The following is an 18890-nucleotide window of genomic DNA, read 5'->3' as shown; positions in this document are numbered from 1 at the left end:
CACGATGAGCACCACATCGGACCCCGAGGAACGGACCGGACCCAGTGCCTGGGATACGGCACTCCGACTCCTCGGGGTCCGTGCACGTTCACGACACGAAATGACCGATCGCCTGGCCCGCAAGGGCTTCGATGCCGAGACCATCGAGGACGTGATGGCCCGACTCGACAAGCACAGGTTGATCGACGACGCCGAGTTCGCCTCCGAATGGGTGCGCTCCCGGCATGCCAATTCCGGTCGCGGACGCGTGGCGCTCCGCCAGGAACTCCGGACGAAGGGCATCGACACCGGACTCATCGAGTCGGCCCTGGAGGAGGTGGACCCCGATGACGAGCGGGCCGTCGCAACCGAACTCGTCGGCAAGAAGCTGACCCCCGCCCAGGTGGATCGGCTCCGAGAGGATCCCGGGTTGCGCGACAAGCTGTTTCGACGACTGGCCGGCATGCTCGTCCGACGCGGCTATCCGCAGTCGATGGCCATCGAGGTGGTCACCGAGTCCCTCGACGCGGTGACCACCGACGCCTGACCGCCGACGTTGTCCTACTAAGCGCCGAACTTCGGCATGTTCTCCATGGCCGCCAGATCGGCTTCCTCACCGGAGGCGACTTCCGCCTTGCGCGGACCGCCGCGCAGACGCTTCTCGAGATACGTCGCGAGGTTGGACAGTCCGAAGTTGATGGCGATCATCACGATGGCCACCACGACGAGGGCGGGTAGATAGTTTCCGTAGTACGACGCCGACTGGATGCCGGAGCGCACCACCTCGATGTAGCCGATCGCGTAACCGAGGGCGCTGTCCTTGAGCGCGATGACCATCTGCGACACCAACGCCGGTAGCATCGCCGTCACCGCCTGCGGCAACAGGATGGCGCGCATCATCTGGCCTTTGCGCAATCCCAGGGCCCGCGACGCCTCCGTCTGGCCCTTCGGCAGCGAATTGATCCCGGACCGCAGGATCTCGGCGATCACCGAACCGTTGTACAGCGTCAGGCCGGTCACCACCGCTGCAAACGCCAGCTGGGAGGAGGGGACGAGCGCGTAGTCGGCGTACAGGTAGTAGGCGAAGATCATCAGGATCAGCACCGGGATGGCACGGAAGACCTCGACGAACAGTCCGGCGAGTCCCCTGACCCAGGCGTGGTCGGAGAGCCTCCCGATACCGAGGACGGCGCCGAGCAACAAGGCCAGGATGATCGAGAGGGCAGCGGCTTTGAGCGTGCCCCACAGTCCCGGCAGGATATAGGTCGTCCAGGTCGTCGACTTGACGAATGGACTCCACTTGTCCGAGGTCAGCTGGTCGTTGCCGGCGAGGACGACGAGTACGTAGACCGCGACCGCGACCAGGATGGCGATGAACGCCACGGCGATCGTCGCGTACAGGCGTCGTGCCTTCGGGCCGGGCGCGTCATAGAGGACGGTGGAGTGCTCGCTCATCGCTTGACCGCCAATCGCTTTGCGAGGTAACCGAAGACGAATCCCTCAGTGAGCGTGATGATCATGAAGCCGATCGCGATGATGATGAATATGGCGACGATCTGGTCGGAGTACGTCTCGATCTCCTCCTTCATCAACAGGGACGCCTCGGCCACGCCGATGACCGAGGCGATGGTGGTGTTCTTGGTCAGGGCGATGAGCACACTGCCCAGCGGTCCGATCACCGATCGGACCGCCTGCGGCAGCACGATGATGCCCAGGACCTGCGGGAACGTCAGTCCCAATGACCGCGCGGCCTCGGCCTGGCCAAGTGGCACCGTGTTGAAGCCGGATCGCAGCGTCTCGCATACGAAGGTCGCCGTGTAAAGGATGAACGCCAGGACCGCGAGCCAGAAGTTGTTGTTCTCGATGAAGTTCTCGTTGTCCGGTGCCAGCGCCAGCCCCAGGTTCTGATAGAGCCCGATCGAGCAGAACAAAATGATCAGAGTCAGGGGAGTGTTCCGCACGACGTTCACGTAGACGCCGGCGAAACCGCGCATCACCGGCACCGGCGATACGCGCATCGCCGCCAGCAGCGTGCCCCAGATCAGCGCACCGATGGAGGAGAAGAAGGTCAGCTTCAGGGTCACCCAGAAGGCGGGCCACAACTGTGGCCCCATGTCCGACCAGAGTTCACTCATGTCCGGTTCGTCCCTTCCTCGTCAGCTCAGGCCCGGTGGGCACGGTGTCGGCTCCGAATCGAGAAAGCTGAGGTTCCCCGGATCGGGGGTGAACTTGTACTGCGAGTCCGGGGCGTCGGCGCGGGCGATCATGCGATCGACCTGCTCGTCGCCGATCGAATCGCGCAGCGCACGATCCCAGGGGGACTCGCCGCCGGGCCCGGGGACCATCATGGCGTCGAGGGCCTCGTTGACCTTGGTCACCGCTTCCGGGAAGTTCTTGGCCAGTCCCGCGCCGTAGTACTCGGTCGAGAACGGGGTGCCGGCCTTCTTGAGGGCGTCCTTGACGCAGGCGTCCTTCGGATAGGTCATGTCGACGAGCTTGAACTCGTCCGGGAAGAAGTTGGCGTAGCCGGCCAGGATGACCTCGTCGGTGGTCAACGCATCGACCTTGCCGCGGCGCAGCGCCTCCACGCACGATGAATACGAGTCATATTCCTGGAGTTGGACCGACGGCAGCTGCGCCTTGACGTTCTGCGCCGACGTCGACCCGGTCACCGAGCAGAGCTTCTTGCCCTTGTTCAGGTCGGTGAGAGTGGTGATCGAGTCGTCGTCTTCGCGGACCAACAGCCCCTGGTAGTTGATGAGATAGGGGCCGGCGAAGTCCACCTTCTTCGCTCGGGCGGACGTGATCGAGTAGGTGGCGGTGATCATGTCCACCTCGCCGTTGTCGATCAACGTCTCGCGTTGCGCCGACGGCGTCTCGCGCCAGTGGATCTCGGGGTGGTCGACGCCGAGCGAGTCGGCGATATGGTTCACCACGAAGGTCGCGACGGCCGGATCGAATCCGCTCACCGACTTGTTCGGATTGCGCAGACCCAGGCCCGGCTGGTCGTACTTCGTACCGAGCACGACCGTCCCGCTGCGAATCGAATCGATCAGGTTCTTGGGCTCGGAGCTGCCGCACGCTGCCAGGATTCCGGCGATGAGGACCACGGCGAGGGCCAGAATGCCGAGACCAGACTTTCGGTGCAGGCGTCCGCGCGACGTCACTGTTGCTGCGCCCATGTCAGTGGCCCAGGATCTTGCCGAGGAAGTCGCGGGCCCGTTCGGAGGTGGGATTGGAGAAGAAGGTCTCCGGATCGGAGTCCTCCACGATCGCCCCGTCCGCCATGAAGATCACCCGGTTGGCGGCCTTGCGTGCGAATCCCATCTCGTGCGTGACGACCAGCATCGTCATGCCCTCCTTGGCGAGCGACACCATCACGTCGAGGACCTCGTTGACCATCTCCGGGTCGAGCGCCGATGTCGGTTCGTCGAACAACATGATCTTCGGATCCATGGCCAGCGAGCGTGCGATCGCCACACGCTGCTGTTGGCCACCCGACAGCTGAGCGGGGTATTTGTCCTTCTGGCTCTCGATCCCGACACGCTCGAGGAGCTCGAGCGCCCGCTTGTTCGCCTCGGCCTTGTTCTTCTTGCGGACCTTGACCGGCGCCAAGGTCACGTTCTCCAGGATCGTCTTGTGCGCGAACAGGTTGAACGACTGGAACACCATCCCGACGTCGGCACGCAGCCGCGCGAGATCCTTGCCCTCCGCCGGAAGCTCCTTGCCCTCCACGTAGATCTCGCCGCTGTCGATGGGTTCGAGTCGATTGATGGTGCGGCACAACGTGGATTTCCCCGACCCTGATGGTCCGAGCACCACCACCACCTGTCCGGTGGGCACCTCGAGGTCGATGTCGCGGAGCACATGCAGTGATCCGAAGTGCTTCTGCACGTTCTTCATGACGATCATCGGCTGCGACCCGGACGTCGGTCCGGAAGTCACGGAATCGTCATTCGGCAAATCGGTCATACCAGCCAACCCTAGTGGGGGCGGAGCACCACGTCCTGTTGTTCTTCGTCTGTGACTGTTGCGAGACCGATTTGCGCAGGCCCGTACGCTGGAGGGTGTGAGTATCGAGTTGTCCGAACGGCGTGTTGCCGATGCCGAGGCCGCCGGTTCGGCCCGCAGCTATCAGGTGCGAACCTACGGCTGCCAGATGAATGTGCACGATTCGGAACGCATTGCCGGGCTCCTCGAGGACGCCGGTTACGTCAAGGCCGACGAGGATGCCGACCCCGATCTGGTGGTGTTCAACACCTGCGCGATCCGGGAGAACGCGGACAACAAGCTGTATGGCAATCTCTCGCACCTCGCCCCGGTGAAATCCGAGCGACCAGGGATGCAGATCGCGGTCGGCGGCTGTCTGGCGCAGAAGGACAAGGACGCGGTGCTGGCCAAGGCCCCGTGGGTGGACGTGGTCTTCGGCACCCACAACATCGGGTCGTTGCCCACGCTGTTGGAACGGTCGCGCCACAACGCCACCGCCCAGGTGGAGATCCTCGAGTCACTCGAACGCTTCCCGTCGACGCTGCCGGCCAAGCGAGATTCGGCATACTCCGGGTGGGTGTCGGTCTCGGTAGGGTGCAACAACACCTGCACCTTCTGCATCGTGCCCTCCCTGCGGGGCAGAGAGGTCGACCGGCGGCCCGGTGATGTGCTGGCCGAGGTGTCCGCACTCGTCGAACAAGGTGTCCTCGAAGTGACCCTGCTCGGGCAGAACGTCAACGCCTACGGGATGTCCTTCGCCGACCCGGACGCCCCGCGCAACCGCGGCGCGTTTGCCGAGCTGCTCCGCGCGTGCGGTGACATCGACGGACTCGAACGTGTCCGGTTCACGTCGCCACATCCCGCCGAGTTCACCGACGACGTCATCGACGCCATGGCGGAGACGCCCAACGTCTGTCCCCAACTGCACATGCCGCTGCAGTCGGGTTCTGACCGGATCCTGAAGTCCATGCGGCGCAGCTATCGCCAGCGCAAGTTCCTCGGCATCCTGGACAAGGTGCGGGCCGCGATGCCGCATGCGGCGATCACGACCGACATCATCGTCGGATTCCCGGGGGAGACCGAGGACGATTTCCAGCAGACCCTCGACGTGGTCGCCGCCGCGCGATTCTCCAGCGCTTTCACCTTCCAGTACTCGCCGCGGCCCGGTACGCCCGCCGCGGCCATGCCCGACCAGGTGCCGGCGGAGGTCGTCGGGGAGCGCTACCGGCGCCTGATCGCGCTGCAGGAACAGATCTGCCTCACCGAGAACGAGAAGCTGGTCGGGACCGAGGTGGAACTGCTCGTCGTCGCGGACAGTGGTCGCAAGTCCGCGCAGACCCGCCGCATGACCGGGCGGGCCCGCGACGGTCGGCTCGTTCACTTCGCCGCCGGCGACCGTGCCGGCACTGAGACGGTTCGGCCCGGTGACGTGGTGACGACCCGGGTCACCGGCGCCGCGCCACACCATCTCATCGCCGACGACGGTCTCGCGACGCATCGCCGGACACGTGCGGGAGATGCACATGAGGCGAGCCGGATGCCGACCACCCCGCCAGTGGGTGTCGGCCTGGGCATGCCGACGATCGGGGCCGTGGCCGTCGAACCTGTCGGAGCGGGATGTGAAGGAGGGTGTGGGTCATGAGCGAGCCGGACAAGAACGAGCGGGAGAGCGAGGCCAAGGGTTTCGCGGCCTACGAGAGCGAGCTGCGCAAGGCCGAACGCAAGGTGGCCGGTGAGATCGACCCGGGCATGCGTGCGGTCGTGGTCGCGGTGGGCGTGCTGGTCGCGATGCTGTCGCTGGTACTGCCGCACACCGGTTCGGCGAGTGGTATCGAGGTGCTCACCTTCGCACCCGACGCCGCTGCGGAGAAGGTCACGATCGTCTCCAAGGTCTTCGTCTACCTGGTCGCGATCTTCGGAATCGGCTTCTCCGCGCTGGCACTGCTGACGCGACGATGGATCGTTGCCTGGATTGCCTTGTGCGGCAACGCGATCGCCTGCGTCGCGGGCATGCTTGCCTGGTGGTCGCGAAACACGCCGGGCGTCGGTGGCGTGGTGCCGCCGTCAGGTGTGGGGATCGGGTTGATCGTCGGGTGGCTCGCAGTGCTGGTGCTCACCTTCCACTGGGCCCGGGTGGTCTGGGCGCGGAGCACCTACCACCTGGCGCTGGAAGAGGAGCGGCGCAAGGAAGCGGCCACGCGCGATGCGTTGGCACGGTCGTTACAGCACAAGCCCGATCAAGATCACTAGACGGCGCGCGTGTCCCGTCCCGCCGGGCGCACGCGGCGCGGGTGCTCGACTGTGATCTGATGTGAGTTCATGACCGACTCCATCCGCGCCGAGGACTACCGCGCACATGTCACCGAGAAGATCCGCTACGCGGACACCGACCGACAGGGCCACGTGAACAACGCCGTCTTCGCGACATTCCTCGAGTCCGGGCGCGTCGCGGTTCTCTACGACCCGGAGTCACCACTGGCCGGCGACGGTAGCTCCTTCGTCATCGCCCGCCTGGAACTGGATTTCCGGGCGGAGATGACCTGGCCGGGCGACGTGGTGATCGGCACTCGGGTCGCGTCGATCGGCCGGAGCTCGATCGGCCTGGAGCAGGCGATCTTCCAAGACGATCGGTGTGTGGCCACGGCCATGACCGTCATCGTCGGTGTGGACGAGACGACGCGGCGCTCACGGCCGTTGACCGACGAGGCGATCGGTATCCTCAAAACCCTGACCACGGCCTGATCGCCGCGGTGCGCACCACCCGCGCAACAGGTCAGCGGTCCGCGATCGCGCTGGCCGCCGCGTCGGCCCATTCCTTCCACTGCGTGGCCTGCTCGCGGAGCTTCGCGGCATCTTTCGCCTTGCCGCGTTCCTCGGCCTTGCGTGCCTGATCCTCCAGTTGCGCGGCGCGGTCCGCGAACTGGGCGGCGCGAGCCTGCGCCTCGGGATCGGTACGTTGCCACTGGGCGTCCTCGGCGTCACGGATGCGCTTCTCCAGCGCCCGCGCCCGCCCCTCCAGCGTGCCCATCTGATCGCGTGGGACCTTGCCGATCTCGTCCCACTTCTCGCGGAACGTCCGGAACTCACGTCGTGCGGCCTCGATGTCGGCCGAGGGCTTGATGACCTTCTCCGCCTCGTCGAGCAACGCGACCTTCGCGGCCGCGTTCGCCGCGAACTCGCTGTCGCGTTCCGAGGTGGCGGCGTTGCGTGCGGAGAAGAAGACATCCTGGGCGGCCTTGAACCGCTGCCACAGTGCGTCGTCGCTGTCGCGGGGTGCACGTCCGGCGGCCTTCCACTCGCTGAGCAGCTCACGGAACCTGGCCGACGTCGGACCCCAGTCCGTGGAGCCGGACAGTTCCTCCGCCGCGACGATCAATTCCTCCTTGCGTGCCTTTGCGCCGGCCCGCTCCCGATCGAGTTCGGCGAAGTGTGCTCCCCGCCGACGGTTGAAGGCGTCGCGGGCCTTCGCATAGCGCTTCCACAACGCGTCGTCGGTCTTGCGGTCGACTCCCTTGATCGTCTTCCACTCGTCGAGGATCGCGCGCAACCGGTCGCCGGCGACCTTCCACTGGGTGGAGTCGGCGCCGATCTGTTCGGCCTCCGCCGCGAGTTCCTCCTTGCGCGCGATCGCGGCGGTGCGCGCCTGATCGCGTTCGGCCTTGATCGAGTCGGCGACCTCGTCGGCACTGCCGACGATCACCGTCAGGCGTTCCTCGAGCGCCGCGACGTCACCGATGACGGCGACGGTCGGGAGCGCGTCGAGCAGGTGGCGGGCCGCCACCTGCGCCTTGCGGGGATCTCCGGAGCGGGCGGCCAGACGTTCCTCGAGGATCTCCACCTCGGTCGCGAGGTCGTCGAATTTCCGCGAGAAGTGGGCCAATCCCTCCTCGATGGAACCCGCCTGCCACGAGCCGATCTCACGTTCGCCCTGCGGGGTCTTCAGCCACACGACGCCCTCGGCGTCGATTCTGCCGAACTCGTGTGGGTCTCCACACGGCACGGGTGCCGGCGTCGGCGGGACCTCGGCCGCACGCGGTCGGGGACCGGGCCGTGGACCGGGCTTCGGCCCGGGTTTGGGCACCGGATGGGGTTTCGGATCGGCAGCGGCCCCGGTGTCAGTGGCCCCGGTGTCGGCGGCCCCGGTGTCGGCGGCCCCGGTGTCGGCGGTGGGGCCGGTCTGCTCGGGGGCCGCGGCGGGCGCCGAATCGGTCGCACCGGGTTCGGTGGCGCCGGCCTCGGTCGCGCCGGACTCGGGTGCCGTGGTCGGCTCGGTCGGATTCGTCATGTGCAGGTGCCCTCTCCCGCAGGTTGGTGCCGCGCGTCACGGCTGCCGTTACGTCGAGACCAGGTCGTCGGCACGACGACGCAGGCTGTCCCCATTGAACCAGGTCAGGGAGTGCCGTGGGGTCGCTGCGCCGACATTGGGCCACCGGCCGGTCGCGGGTTCGCGATGCGGTTCGGCTAGCGTCGTGGACGTGCTGGCCTCTGTCGTCTTCGTGCCGAGTGCCCCGCTCTTGGTGCCCGACCTCGCGGGTCCGCAGGCGTTCGACACCGAAGCGGTGCGTTCGGCGACCGTGTCCGCGTGCCGTGAGCTGGCGTCGGCGGCCACCCGATGGATCGCGATCGGCGTGCGTGACTCCGAATCTCAGCAGGTCGGCACGACCGGCAGTTTTCTGCCCTACGGCGTCGACGTACCGGTCACCCTCGGCACCGCCGGCTCCGGTTCGGGCGAGCACTCCGGGTCACGTGACTCCTCGGCAGCAGAGGTCGGCCTGCCGTTGTCGATGCTGATCGCGGGCTGGTTGCGAGCACAGGTCGGCGCGCGGCAGGTGACGCCCGTGACCGTGTCGCCGTGTGCATCGCCGGCCGACTGCGAGCGCATCGGTGCAGAACTCGGCGTCCGACTCGACGCAGCCGAGGAGCCGGTCGGAGTACTGGTCGTCGGTGATGGTGCCACCGCCCTGTCGGCGCGAGCCCCGGGTGGCGGACTGCGGGAGTCGGCGGTGCGGCTCCAACGCAGGATCGACGACGCGATCGGTGCCGCGGACACCGCCACGCTGGCCGAGCTCGACGTCACCGAGTGCGCTCGGGACGGTGCTTCGGGTCGGGCCGCCTGGCAGATCACCGCGGCGCTGTGCAGTCACCGCCCGGTACAGGCGGAGACGCGCTACGCGCAGGCACCCTTCGGAGTCGGATATGTCGTCGCCGTGTGGACCCCTCGATGACAGGCACCGGCGCCGTCGCGCCCATCGCCGTCGTCGGACCCACCGCGAGCGGAAAATCGGATCTGGCACTGGACATCGCACAGCGGCTCGACGGCGAGATCGTCAATCTCGATGCCATGCAGCAGTACCGGGGGATGGACATCGGCACGGCCAAATTGCCGATCGATGAACGGCGCGGCATCGCACATCATCAGATCGACGTCCTCGACGTCACCGAGACCGCGACCGTCGCGCGCTATCAGCAGGCCGCCACCGACGACGTCGAACGCCTGATCGCCGCCGGACGCACACCGGTCCTGGTGGGCGGCTCGATGATGTACATCCAGGGTCTGCTGGACGATTGGCGCTTCCCGGCCACCGATCCGGAGGTCCGCAAGCGCTACGAGGCGATGCTGGACGAGGTCGGGGTCGCGGCCCTGCACCGTCGGCTCGCCGAGGTCGACCCCGCGGCCGCGGCCTCGATCCTCGACACCGACGGACGGCGGATCGTGCGGGCGCTCGAGGTCGTCGAGCTCACCGGCGAGCCGTTCGCCGCCTCGGCTCCCACGATCGGCGAACCACGATGGCGCACACACATCATCGCGCTCGACCGCGACACCGGCGAACTCGACGAACGGATCCGGCTGCGGACATCTCAGATGTTCGCCGCGGGCCTCGCCGATGAGGTCCGGGCGCTGGTCGAGATCGGTCTGCGGGAAGGGCGTACCGCATCCCGGGCGATCGGGTACGCACAGGTCCTCGCGGCCCTCGACGGAGAATACGACCTCGAGACGGCGGAAGAACTGACGTTCATCGGCACCCGCCGCTATGTGCGGCGGCAACGATCGTGGTTCCGACGCGACCATCGGATCGTCTGGCTCGACGCCGCGGCACCCGACCTCCTCGACGCGGCCCTGCGAGCGGCCGGGGAGTGAGTCCGTGACCGGTGCACCCGTACCCTGGGTGAGGTGATGGCACAGTCCTCGGGCGCAGGGCCCACGCGCTTCGTCAAGGGTCACGGCACGCAGAACGATTTCGTCATCCTCACCGACCCCGCGGCGCGGATGGACCTGACAGAGCCGTTCGTGGCCGCGCTGTGCGACCGGCGACGAGGGATCGGTGCTGACGGCCTGCTGCGCGTCGTGCGTTCGGCGGCACTCATCGAGCGCGGCGTGCTCGATCACCTCCCGGACGGAATCGCCCCGGACGACTGGTTCATGGACTACCGGAACGCGGACGGCTCGATCGCCGAGATGTGTGGCAACGGCGTGCGGGTGTTCGCGCACTATCTGCGCGCGTCCGGCCTGATGGCCGACGACGACTTCACCGTCGGCTCTCGTGCGGGTGCACGTCCGGTCGTCGTCCACGATCATGACGATGTGCACGCCGACGTGACCGTCGAGATGGGGCGCGTACGACTCGACGGTGAGTCGCTCGTCCGTATCGGCGATGACGCGTATCGCGGCATCCGAGTCGACGTCGGCAACCCGCATCTGGCGTGCGTGGTGCCGGACCTGACCCCGGCTGACCTCGCGGCCGTCGACTTCTCGGCGGGAGTGCGGATCGACGCCGCGGCGTTCCCACACGGTGCCAATGTCGAGTTGGTGACCCCGCCGGGCCCGGCCGGCGCCACAGGCGCGCTGTCGGCATCGATGCGTGTCTTCGAGCGTGGTGTCGGCGAGACGCGTAGCTGCGGCACGGGCCTGGTGGCTGCCGGGGCCGCTGCACTCGCGGCTCGCGACGAGCAGACCGGAACGTTGCGCATCAGCGTTCCCGGCGGGCAGGTGGAGGTCGGCATCCGCTCGGACGGAACCTACCTGCGGGGTCCGTCCATGCTGGTCGCGGCCGGTGAACTGAGGCCCGGATGGGACCGCCCGCGCGAGTGATCGTCTCGACGAGCCGAAAACCGGATGCCGCCCGCCTGCAGGGCGTGAGATCATGGTGTTGCCTATGACCGAATCAGCATTCACACCGTTTCCCGATCCCACCCCGGACGACGATGACCTCGTCGACCACGAACTCGCCGACGTCGACGACAAACCCGGCGCCGGTGCCGACATCCTGCGCGGCCTGGCGCAGCCGACGACGGGTGAACTCCAGCTCGAAGAACGCGCTTCCCTGCAGCGCGTCGCCGGGCTGTCCACCGAGCTCGCCGACGTCACCGAGGTCGAATACCGTCAGCTCCGACTGGAACGTGTCGTGCTCGTCGGCGTCTGGACCGAGGGCACCGCCGCGCAGGCGCGTGCCAGCATGATCGAGCTCGCGGCACTCGCGGAGACCGCGGGCTCGCAGGTCCTCGACGCTCTCATCCAGCGCCGATCGCGGCCCGATTCGTCCACCTACATCGGGTCGGGCAAGGCCGATGAACTCCGCGAGGCGGTGTTGGCCACCGGTGCCGACACGGTGATCTGCGACGGCGAACTCACCCCGGCGCAGCTGACGGCGCTCGAGAAGGTGGTCAAGGTCAAGGTCATCGACCGCACGGCGCTCATCCTCGACATCTTCGCCCAGCACGCGACCTCTCGCGAGGGCAAGGCCCAGGTCTCGCTGGCGCAGATGGAGTACATGCTGCCGCGGCTGCGCGGCTGGGGTGAGTCGATGTCGAGGCAGGCCGGCGGGCGTGCCGGAAGCAACGGAGGCGTTGGTCTGCGCGGTCCCGGTGAGACCAAGATCGAAACCGACCGGCGGCGTATTCGGGAACGTATGGCCAAGCTGCGTCGAGAGATCCGGGGGATGAAGAAGTCGCGCACGGTGATGCGCGCCGAACGTGAACGCACGGCGATTCCGCGTCTGACGGTGGCGGGCTACACGAACGCCGGCAAATCCAGCCTGGTCAACGCGATGACCGGCTCGGGAGTCCTGGTGCAGGATGCCCTGTTCGCGACGCTGGATCCGACCACCCGGCGCGCCACACTCGACGACGGGCGGGCGGTCGTGTTCACCGACACCGTCGGATTCGTCCGGCACCTGCCGACACAGCTGGTGGAGGCCTTCCGGTCGACGCTGGAGGAGGTCGTCGACGCCGATCTGCTGCTGCACGTCGTGGACGGCTCGGATTCGTTTCCCACCGAGCAGATCGCGGCGGTTCGACGGGTCGTCAACGAGGTGGTCGCCGAAGAAGGGGCGACTGCGCCGCCGGAACTGTTGGTGGTCAACAAAATCGACGCCATCGATGCGACGCGGATGGCTGAGTTGCGTGGCGCTCTCGGCGACGCCGTGTTCGTCTCTGCCCGCACGGGTGAGGGCCTGGATGAGCTGTTCGACCGGATCCGCGACGTCATCAGCCGATCCGACATCGAGTTGACGATCGACGTGCCCTACACCCGGGGCGACGTCGTGTCGCGGATCCATGAAGCGGGCGAGGTGCTCTCGAGCGAGCACACCGCCGCCGGCACGACGATGCGGGTGCGCGTCCCGGCCGCCTTCGCGGGCGCGCTGGAGGACCTGAAGGTGCCCTGACCCGCCACCCGACCTCCCATCGCACGAACAGGGTGGGTGTCGAGCGACGACCGGCGTGTCGCTCGACACCCACCCTGTTGGCGATGGGAGTGGGTACCGTCCTAGTCCGCGTCGAGGTCCTTTGCGACCAGGGCGGCGATGGCGTCGAGGGTGTTCTGGTCCTCGGCGGTGACCACCACGTTGGTGCCCTTCTCGGCGCCGAGGGTCATGATCATCAGCGCCGATCCGGCATCCACCGGCTCACCGCCCTCGAGCGACAGGGTCACCGTGGAACCGGCGTCCGTGACGGCCTCGGCGATGATCGTTGCGGGGCGGGCGTGCAGACCGACGGCGGAACCGACGGCGACGGTGGTGCTGGGCATGGGTGATTCTCCTTTGCTGGTCGGGTGTATGGCAGCTTGTCACGTCTACGGCATCAGTGTCGCCGGAGTTCGGCTCAGGCGGGCACGGTTTCGAGATCCTCGACGACGGTGGCATGCTGCCGGTTGAGGTGCCACTGCTTGGCGCCGATGACCGCGAACGCACTGAGGACCGTACCGGCGGCCAGGGCGATGAGGAACAGCACCCAGTTGTTCATCGCGAAGAACACGAAGATGCCGCCGTGCGGAGCCCGGAGCTCGACACCGAATGCCATCACCAGGGCCCCCGACAGGGCACCGCCGGCCATCATCGACGGGATCACGCGGAAGGGGTCGGTCGCCGCGAACGGGATCGCACCCTCGGAGATGAACGACGCACCCAGCAGCCAGGCCGCCTTGCCGTTCTCGCGCTCCGGCTCGGTGAAGAGCTTCGGACGCAGCACGGTGGCCAGTGCCATCGCCAGGGGTGGGACCATGCCGGCGCACATGACCGCGGCCATGATCTGGAGCTGTGCGGCACCGCCGATCGCCAGTCCGGTGGTGGCGAACAGGTAGGCCGCCTTGTTGACCGGGCCACCGAGGTCGAAGCACATCATCAGCCCGAGGACGATGCCGAGGATGATGGCCGATCCACCGGACATGCTGTTGAGTCCGTCGGTCATCTTCTCGGTCACCCACGCCAGCGGTTTGCCGAGCAACATGAACATCAGCGCGCCGATGGCCAGGCTGCCCACGAGTGGGATGATCACCACCGGTTGCAGGCCACGCGCCCAGGTCGGCAGTGGGACTCGAGAGATCCACAAGCAGACCACACCGGCGATCAGACCGCCGACCAGGCCGCCGATGAAGCTGGCGCCGACGGCCACCGAGACCAGACCGGCCACGAAACCCGGTGCGATGCCGGGTCGGTCGGCGATGGCGAACGAGATGTAGCCGGCGAGCACCGGCACCAGCATGCCCATGGCCAGTGAGCCGACCGCGAACAGGACCGCGCCGATGTACTGTCCCAGGCCTCCTGCGGGGAGGTCCCAGAGACTGTTGTGCAGGGCGATGAACGCCCCGTCGCTCATCGTTCCCGCCTCGTCGAGTGTCTTGTTGGCGATCTCGTATCCGCCGAGGAAGGGAAGGAAGCCGAGCGCGATCAGCAGGCCGCCGGCGGCGACGAACGGGATCATGTAGCTCACGCCGGTCATCAGTGCCTGGCGGACCTGGCTGCCCAGACCCAGGCCGCCACTCTCGGCGGCCTCCGGGACAGCGTCCCCGGCGCCCGCGGTGACCACGGCTGCCGACGGATTATGTGAGGCCGCAACGGCTTCGGCGATCATCTTGTCGGGTTCGTTGATCGCCCGTTTCACGCCCGACGCGATGACGGGTTTGCCGTGGAAACGGTCCTTGCCCTTGACACCCACATCGGTGGCGAAGATGACGGCGTCGGCGTCGGCGATCACCTGCGGATCGAACGGTGTGGTGGCGGCCGATCCCTGTGTCTCGACATGGAACTGGACGTCGGCGCGCTCGGCGGCGTACTTGAGGGCGTCGGCTGCCATGTAGGTGTGGGCGATGCCGGTGGGGCACGCGGTGATCGCCACCACCGACGGACGGCGTTCCTCTCCGGCGCCGGCCGACGGTGGCGGCGTCGTGCCCGTCGATGCCGCCGACGCCGCAGCGGATGTGGTCGCAGCGGCCGCCGTAGCTGTTGCTGCAGCGGGTGCTGCCGCGGGTGGATTGATGGCCTCGTCGACCAGTTGGACCACGCGTTCGTCACTCTCGGCCCCACGCAACGACTCGACGAAGTCCGGCCGCACCAACGAACGGGCCAGCGAACTGAGCAGCTTCATGTGTTCGGTCGCCCCGCCCGCGGGGGCGGCGATGAGGAACACGAGGTCGGCGGGGCCATCCGGAGCGCCGAAGTCCACCTTGTTCGAGAGGCGCGCCATAGCCAGGCTCGCCTCGGTGACCGACTCGGCGCGGGCGTGGGGGATGGCGATGCCGCCGGGAAGTCCGGTGGCCGACTTCGCCTCGCGGTCCAGGGCGCCCCGGGTGAGCACGGTGGGATCTGTGGTGCGGCCGGCCGCGGCGAGTTTGTCGGCGAGGTAGCCGATGACAGCGGCCGGGTCGCTGCCCGCGTCGATGTCGAGGCTCACCGTCTGCGGTGTGATTATCTGTTCTGACATGGGATTTCCTTCATTCCATGAATCGTGCAAGTCGGCAGGTGCGGCGGTGGTTCATCGGGTGTGGGCGGCTCCTGTGAGGTCGGTCATCTGCACGTGTGCGAGATCGAGTTGGTCCGGCGACGGAGGCTGAGTCCCGGGGAGCGCCGTTGCCGCAGACCCATAAGCGACCGCGGTGCGCAGGCGGTCCGGTTCATCGTCTCCGCGGCTCTCGGCGATGAGGTAGCCGGCGAGAGCGGAATCCCCCGCGCCGACGGTGCTGCGGGGCACGATCGGCGGAGGCGTCGCGAACCAGGTGCCGCCGCCGGTCACGAGCAGCGCCCCGGTCGCGCCGAGTGTCGCCAGGATCGCCGCGCCGGTCCGGTCCACGAGGGTCCGTGCCGCCGCGATCAGCGGCGCGTGGTCTCCGCCCCTGGTGGCCTCGGCCAGCTGTGCCGCGTCGGTACCGACCGCTTCGGCGAGTTCCTCATCGTTGGGTTTGAGCAGATCGACGCGGCCGGTGACGGCCTCGGCCAGCGGTCTACCGGAGGTGTCCACCGCGACCCGGCATCCCTGCGCACCCAGCGCGTCGATGACGGTGCGGTACCAGTCGTCGGGCAGGCCTGGCGGCAGTGACCCGCACAGCGAGACCCACCGGGCGCCGCGCGCGTTGTCGACCACCAGGTCGGCCAGCGCCCTTGCCTGGTCGTCGTCGAGCGCGAATCCGGGCGCGTTGATCTTGGTTGTGGTGCCGTCGGGATCGGCGACGGTGATGTTGGAGCGGATCTCGCCGTCGATCGGGAGGGTCAGGTGGGGTAGTCCGACGCCGTCCAGAGCGGTGAGAAACGGATCCCCGGGGCGGGCCGGGAGGATGGCTTTGGTGGACACTCCTGCGCAGGCGACCACCCGCGCGACGTTGATCCCCTTGCCGCCCGGCTCGGATCGCACCGCCGTGGCGCGCTGCACCGCGCCACGTTGCAGTGGTGTGGACAGCTCGAGAGTCCGGTCGAGACTGGGATTGGCGGTGAGTGTGAGAATCGTGACCGGGGTCGGATCGGAGGACGTCATGGGGTCCCTTTCGGTCGTGCGAACAGGGGTCATACGACCACCATCTCGATGCCGTGGTCGGCCAGCTCGGCCGAGGTGATCGGGTCTACGCCGGCGTCGGTGACGAGCACATCGACATCGGTCAGGTCGGCGAAGGACGCGAGATCCTCGCGATCGATCTTGGACGAATCAGCCAGCACCACAACGCGGTTGGCCACGCGGACGATGGCTGACTTGATGGCGGCCTCATCGGGGTCGGGGGTGGAGAGCCCGAAACCCGGACTGATCCCGTTGGTGCCGACGAAGGCTGTCGAGATGCGCATCTTCTCCAGGGCGGCCACCGTGTCGGCGCCGACGGTTGCCTGGGTGAGTCCGCGTACCCGCCCGCCGACGACGTGGAGATCGGCGGCTCCTTGCGCGGCGAGTACCCCCGCGATCGGGATGCTGTGCGTGACCAGCGTCAATCGGCGGTCCCGGGGCATCTCGAGTGCCGCCTGGTAGGTGGTGGTACCGGCGTCGAAGAACAGTGAGCCCCCGTCCGGCGGGAGGAACCGCATCGCGGCGCGGCCGATCGCGAACTTCTGTTCGGTGTGGGACATCTGCCGTTCGTCGATGCCCTGTTCTCCGATGACCGGCGTCGAGCCGGGCCGTACCGCGCCACCGTGCACCCGTTGCAGGTGCCCTGCCCGTTCGAGCACGGCGAGGTCTCGCCGCACGGTCTCGCTCGTGACATCGAAGGCCGTGGCGAGTGCGGCCACCGAGGCGCGGCCGTTCAAGCGGACCTGATGGGCGATCGCCTGCTGTCGTTCCTCCGCGTACACGATGTCCTCGTCTGTGGGTTTCGGTGGGTTTGAATGTTGATATACCTTTGTTTACGCTTGTTTGTGTGGTCACGTCAAGTGTTTGTTGTAAGTTTGATCACAGAGAAATGGCCGGGAGCTTGCGAATGCAGCCGGCCTCGGCGTCGAACACAGAGAGGTCTTCGGTGGAGCGCACACAGGTACTGAACGGAACGCCGGTTGTCGGTGGAAAGGCCTACGGCCCGGTGGTCTGGCCCGGGGAACGTCCCGTATTCGACGTCAGCGGCGGGGGTGTGATCGCCGACGAGGAACGCGAGGTCGAGACGAAACGCTTCACCGATGCCGCTGCGGCAGTCGCGGGTCGACTTCGCGAACGGTCGTCACACGCATCCGGCGCTGCCGCCGAGGTGCTGTCGGCGACGGCGGGCCTGGCCGAGGACCGCGGCTGGGTCGGAGCGGCGTCGGCCTTGATCGCCAAGGGCTCGGCCGCTCCGGCGGCCGCGGTTGCGGCGACCGAACAATTTGCCGCCATGTTCACGAAGCTGGGCGGCCTGATGGCCGAACGTGTCACCGATCTCAACGATGTACGCGATCGGGTCGTCGCCGAGCTGCTCGGTGTACCAGAGCCCGGTGTGCCGGAGCCGTCGGTGCCCTCGATTCTGATGGCCGATGATCTCGCGCCCGCCGACACGGCCGGCCTGGACCCGGCCATGATCACCGCGCTGGTCACCCGATTGGGGGGACCGACGAGCCACACGGCGATCATCGCGCGACAGCTGGGAATTCCGTGCGTGGTGGCGGTGTCGGACCTCGCGACGGTCGAGGCGGGCACCATCGTGCTCGTCGACGGAACCGCGGGCACGATCGAGGTCGAACCGGACGCCGCCGACGCCACGGAGCGCGTCGAGGAGAGTCGTCGGGCGGCGGAGCTGGTCGCCGACTGGTCCGGGCCTGGGCAAACCGCCGACGGACGCCGGATCTCGGTGTTGGCCAACGTCGCGGACGGAGCGTCGGCGCGGACCGCCACCGCCTATCCGGTGGAAGGTGTCGGGTTGTTCCGCACCGAACTCGCCTTCCTTGATCGCGCGGACGCGCCGACGGTAGAGGAACAGACAAGCCTCTACCGCGAGGTGCTGGATGCTTTCGACGGACAGAAGGTGGTCATCCGCACGCTCGACGCCGGCTCCGACAAACCGCTCAAGTTCGTCACCCAACTGGACGAGGCCAACCCCGCGCTGGGCGTGCGGGGCAATCGGATTGCCCAGGAACATCCCGAGATCCGCACCGCTCAGCTCGATGCGATCGCCGCTGCGGCGAATGGCCGCGAATCGACCGCCTGGGTGATGGCGCCGATGATCGCGTCGGCGGCCGAGGCCGCGGAGTTCGCCGCCGAGGTGCGTGCGCGCGGACTGATCGCCGGTGTGATGGTGGAGGTGCCCGCGGCCGCGATTCTTGCCGAATCCATACTGGCCGAAGTCGATTTCGTGTCGATCGGGACAAATGACCTCACCCAGTACACGATGGCGGCGGATCGGATGTCGGCCGAACTCGCCGGCCTGACCGACCCCTGGCAGCCTGCGGTGCTGTCGTTGATCGCAACCGTGGCGCGCGCGGGTTCCGAAGTGGGCAAGTCGGTGGGCGTGTGTGGCGAGGCCGCAGCAGACCCGGTGCTGGCGTGCGTGCTGGTCGGGATGGGTGTCACGTCGCTGTCGTCGGCTCCAGCCGCGGCGGCCGCGGTGGGAGCCCGACTCGGAGCGGTCAGCATGGACCAGTGCCAGGTTGCGGCCCAGGCGGCATTACGCACGTCCGACCCGGCCGCTGCGCGTGCGGCGGCGACGGCGGCGTTGGACGCCTAGCGTCATCAGGTCGGGCTTCCATGGAGGCCCGACCGGCCGGCTCGTG

18 protein-coding genes are annotated in these 18890 nt (G+C 67.7%); 9 read left to right on the top strand and 9 right to left on the bottom strand.

Translation table 11 applies throughout. The features are described 5' to 3' along the window. Positions 1–4 precede the first annotated feature (4 nt). Entirely contained in the window at positions 5–526 is a 522-nt protein-coding gene (locus AC4AMJ_RS12520) for a regulatory protein RecX (RefSeq protein WP_489894749.1), read from the top strand. A 17-nt stretch (positions 527–543) separates the two neighbouring features. On the opposite strand, the gene AC4AMJ_RS12515 is transcribed toward AC4AMJ_RS12520, so the two are convergent. The 4 genes from AC4AMJ_RS12515 to AC4AMJ_RS12500 are packed head-to-tail and all read right to left on the bottom strand — an operon-like array spanning position 544 to position 3891. After that, positions 544–1434 carry an amino acid ABC transporter permease gene (locus AC4AMJ_RS12515; protein WP_489894751.1) on the bottom strand — a complete coding sequence of 297 codons (891 nt, stop codon included), beginning with the start codon at positions 1432–1434 and terminating at the stop codon, positions 544–546. After that, complete coding sequence (locus AC4AMJ_RS12510) at positions 1431–2114, bottom strand: amino acid ABC transporter permease (protein WP_489894753.1); 684 nt, start codon at positions 2112–2114, stop codon at positions 1431–1433. Before AC4AMJ_RS12510 ends, AC4AMJ_RS12515 begins: the two co-directional genes overlap by 4 nt. A gap of 21 nt (positions 2115–2135) precedes the next feature. After that, complete coding sequence (locus AC4AMJ_RS12505; RefSeq protein ID WP_489918184.1) at positions 2136–3161, bottom strand: glutamate ABC transporter substrate-binding protein; 1026 nt, start codon at positions 3159–3161, stop codon at positions 2136–2138. A gap of 1 nt (position 3162) precedes the next feature. Beyond that, the gene (locus AC4AMJ_RS12500; RefSeq protein ID WP_489900851.1) at positions 3163–3891 is read right to left on the bottom strand and encodes an amino acid ABC transporter ATP-binding protein; all 729 of its coding nucleotides are present in this window, start codon (positions 3889–3891) and stop codon (positions 3163–3165) included. A gap of 157 nt (positions 3892–4048) precedes the next feature. Between AC4AMJ_RS12500 and miaB the strand changes: the two genes are divergently transcribed. The 3 genes from miaB (at position 4049) to AC4AMJ_RS12485 (ending at position 6711) form a co-directional block, all read left to right on the top strand. Continuing rightward, the gene (gene miaB, locus AC4AMJ_RS12495) at positions 4049–5611 is read left to right on the top strand and encodes a tRNA (N6-isopentenyl adenosine(37)-C2)-methylthiotransferase MiaB (RefSeq protein WP_489918183.1); all 1563 of its coding nucleotides are present in this window, start codon (positions 4049–4051) and stop codon (positions 5609–5611) included. After that, positions 5608–6219 (top strand): Rv2732c family membrane protein, encoded by a 612-nt coding sequence (locus AC4AMJ_RS12490; RefSeq protein ID WP_489894759.1) that lies wholly within the window; start codon positions 5608–5610, stop codon positions 6217–6219. The genes miaB and AC4AMJ_RS12490 overlap by 4 nt, the downstream gene beginning before the upstream one ends. A 69-nt stretch (positions 6220–6288) precedes the next feature. Beyond that, the gene (locus tag AC4AMJ_RS12485; RefSeq protein ID WP_489894761.1) at positions 6289–6711 is read left to right on the top strand and encodes an acyl-CoA thioesterase; all 423 of its coding nucleotides are present in this window, start codon (positions 6289–6291) and stop codon (positions 6709–6711) included. Positions 6712–6742: 31 nt separating this feature from the next. Here the strand turns inward: AC4AMJ_RS12485 and AC4AMJ_RS12480 are convergent, their stop codons facing one another. Continuing rightward, positions 6743–8254 (bottom strand): DUF349 domain-containing protein, encoded by a 1512-nt coding sequence (locus AC4AMJ_RS12480; RefSeq protein WP_489918182.1) that lies wholly within the window; start codon positions 8252–8254, stop codon positions 6743–6745. Positions 8255–8444: 190 nt separating this feature from the next. Here AC4AMJ_RS12480 and AC4AMJ_RS12475 point away from each other — a divergent pair, with 190 nt between their 5' ends. From AC4AMJ_RS12475 to hflX, 4 genes are all read left to right on the top strand, one after another. Continuing rightward, on the top strand, positions 8445–9194 hold the full coding sequence (locus tag AC4AMJ_RS12475; RefSeq protein WP_489918181.1) for a class III extradiol ring-cleavage dioxygenase family protein: 750 nt from the start codon (positions 8445–8447) through the stop codon (positions 9192–9194). After that, on the top strand, positions 9191–10108 hold the full coding sequence (miaA, locus tag AC4AMJ_RS12470) for a tRNA (adenosine(37)-N6)-dimethylallyltransferase MiaA (RefSeq protein WP_489894766.1): 918 nt from the start codon (positions 9191–9193) through the stop codon (positions 10106–10108). Before AC4AMJ_RS12475 ends, miaA begins: the two co-directional genes overlap by 4 nt. Positions 10109–10144: 36 nt before the next feature. Continuing rightward, positions 10145–11059, top strand: coding sequence for a diaminopimelate epimerase (gene dapF, locus AC4AMJ_RS12465; protein ID WP_489918421.1), 915 nt, complete (start codon positions 10145–10147; stop codon positions 11057–11059). Between the two features lie 64 nt (positions 11060–11123). After that, the gene (gene hflX / locus AC4AMJ_RS12460; protein WP_489918180.1) at positions 11124–12632 is read left to right on the top strand and encodes a GTPase HflX; all 1509 of its coding nucleotides are present in this window, start codon (positions 11124–11126) and stop codon (positions 12630–12632) included. Positions 12633–12733: 101 nt separating this feature from the next. Here the strand turns inward: hflX and AC4AMJ_RS12455 are convergent, their stop codons facing one another. The 4 genes from AC4AMJ_RS12455 to AC4AMJ_RS12440 all read right to left on the bottom strand — a co-directional run bounded on the left by AC4AMJ_RS12455 (position 12734) and on the right by AC4AMJ_RS12440 (position 17009). Continuing rightward, on the bottom strand, positions 12734–12994 hold the full coding sequence (locus AC4AMJ_RS12455) for an HPr family phosphocarrier protein (RefSeq protein WP_489894770.1): 261 nt from the start codon (positions 12992–12994) through the stop codon (positions 12734–12736). Positions 12995–13068: 74 nt separating this feature from the next. After that, positions 13069–15165 carry a PTS fructose transporter subunit IIABC gene (locus AC4AMJ_RS12450; protein ID WP_489918179.1) on the bottom strand — a complete coding sequence of 699 codons (2097 nt, stop codon included), beginning with the start codon at positions 15163–15165 and terminating at the stop codon, positions 13069–13071. Between the two features lie 51 nt (positions 15166–15216). Further along, entirely contained in the window at positions 15217–16209 is a 993-nt protein-coding gene (locus AC4AMJ_RS12445; protein WP_489918178.1) for a 1-phosphofructokinase family hexose kinase, read from the bottom strand. 29 nt (positions 16210–16238) lie between these two features. Continuing rightward, complete coding sequence (locus tag AC4AMJ_RS12440; RefSeq protein WP_489894776.1) at positions 16239–17009, bottom strand: DeoR/GlpR family DNA-binding transcription regulator; 771 nt, start codon at positions 17007–17009, stop codon at positions 16239–16241. 125 nt (positions 17010–17134) lie between these two features. Here AC4AMJ_RS12440 and ptsP point away from each other — a divergent pair, with 125 nt between their 5' ends. Further along, positions 17135–18844 carry a phosphoenolpyruvate--protein phosphotransferase gene (gene ptsP, locus AC4AMJ_RS12435; RefSeq protein ID WP_489894778.1) on the top strand — a complete coding sequence of 570 codons (1710 nt, stop codon included), beginning with the start codon at positions 17135–17137 and terminating at the stop codon, positions 18842–18844. Positions 18845–18890: the final 46 nt, after the last annotated feature.

The organism is Gordonia sp. LMA484, from assembly GCF_058129505.1.
This window is presented reverse-complemented; position numbering and strand designations above follow the sequence as displayed.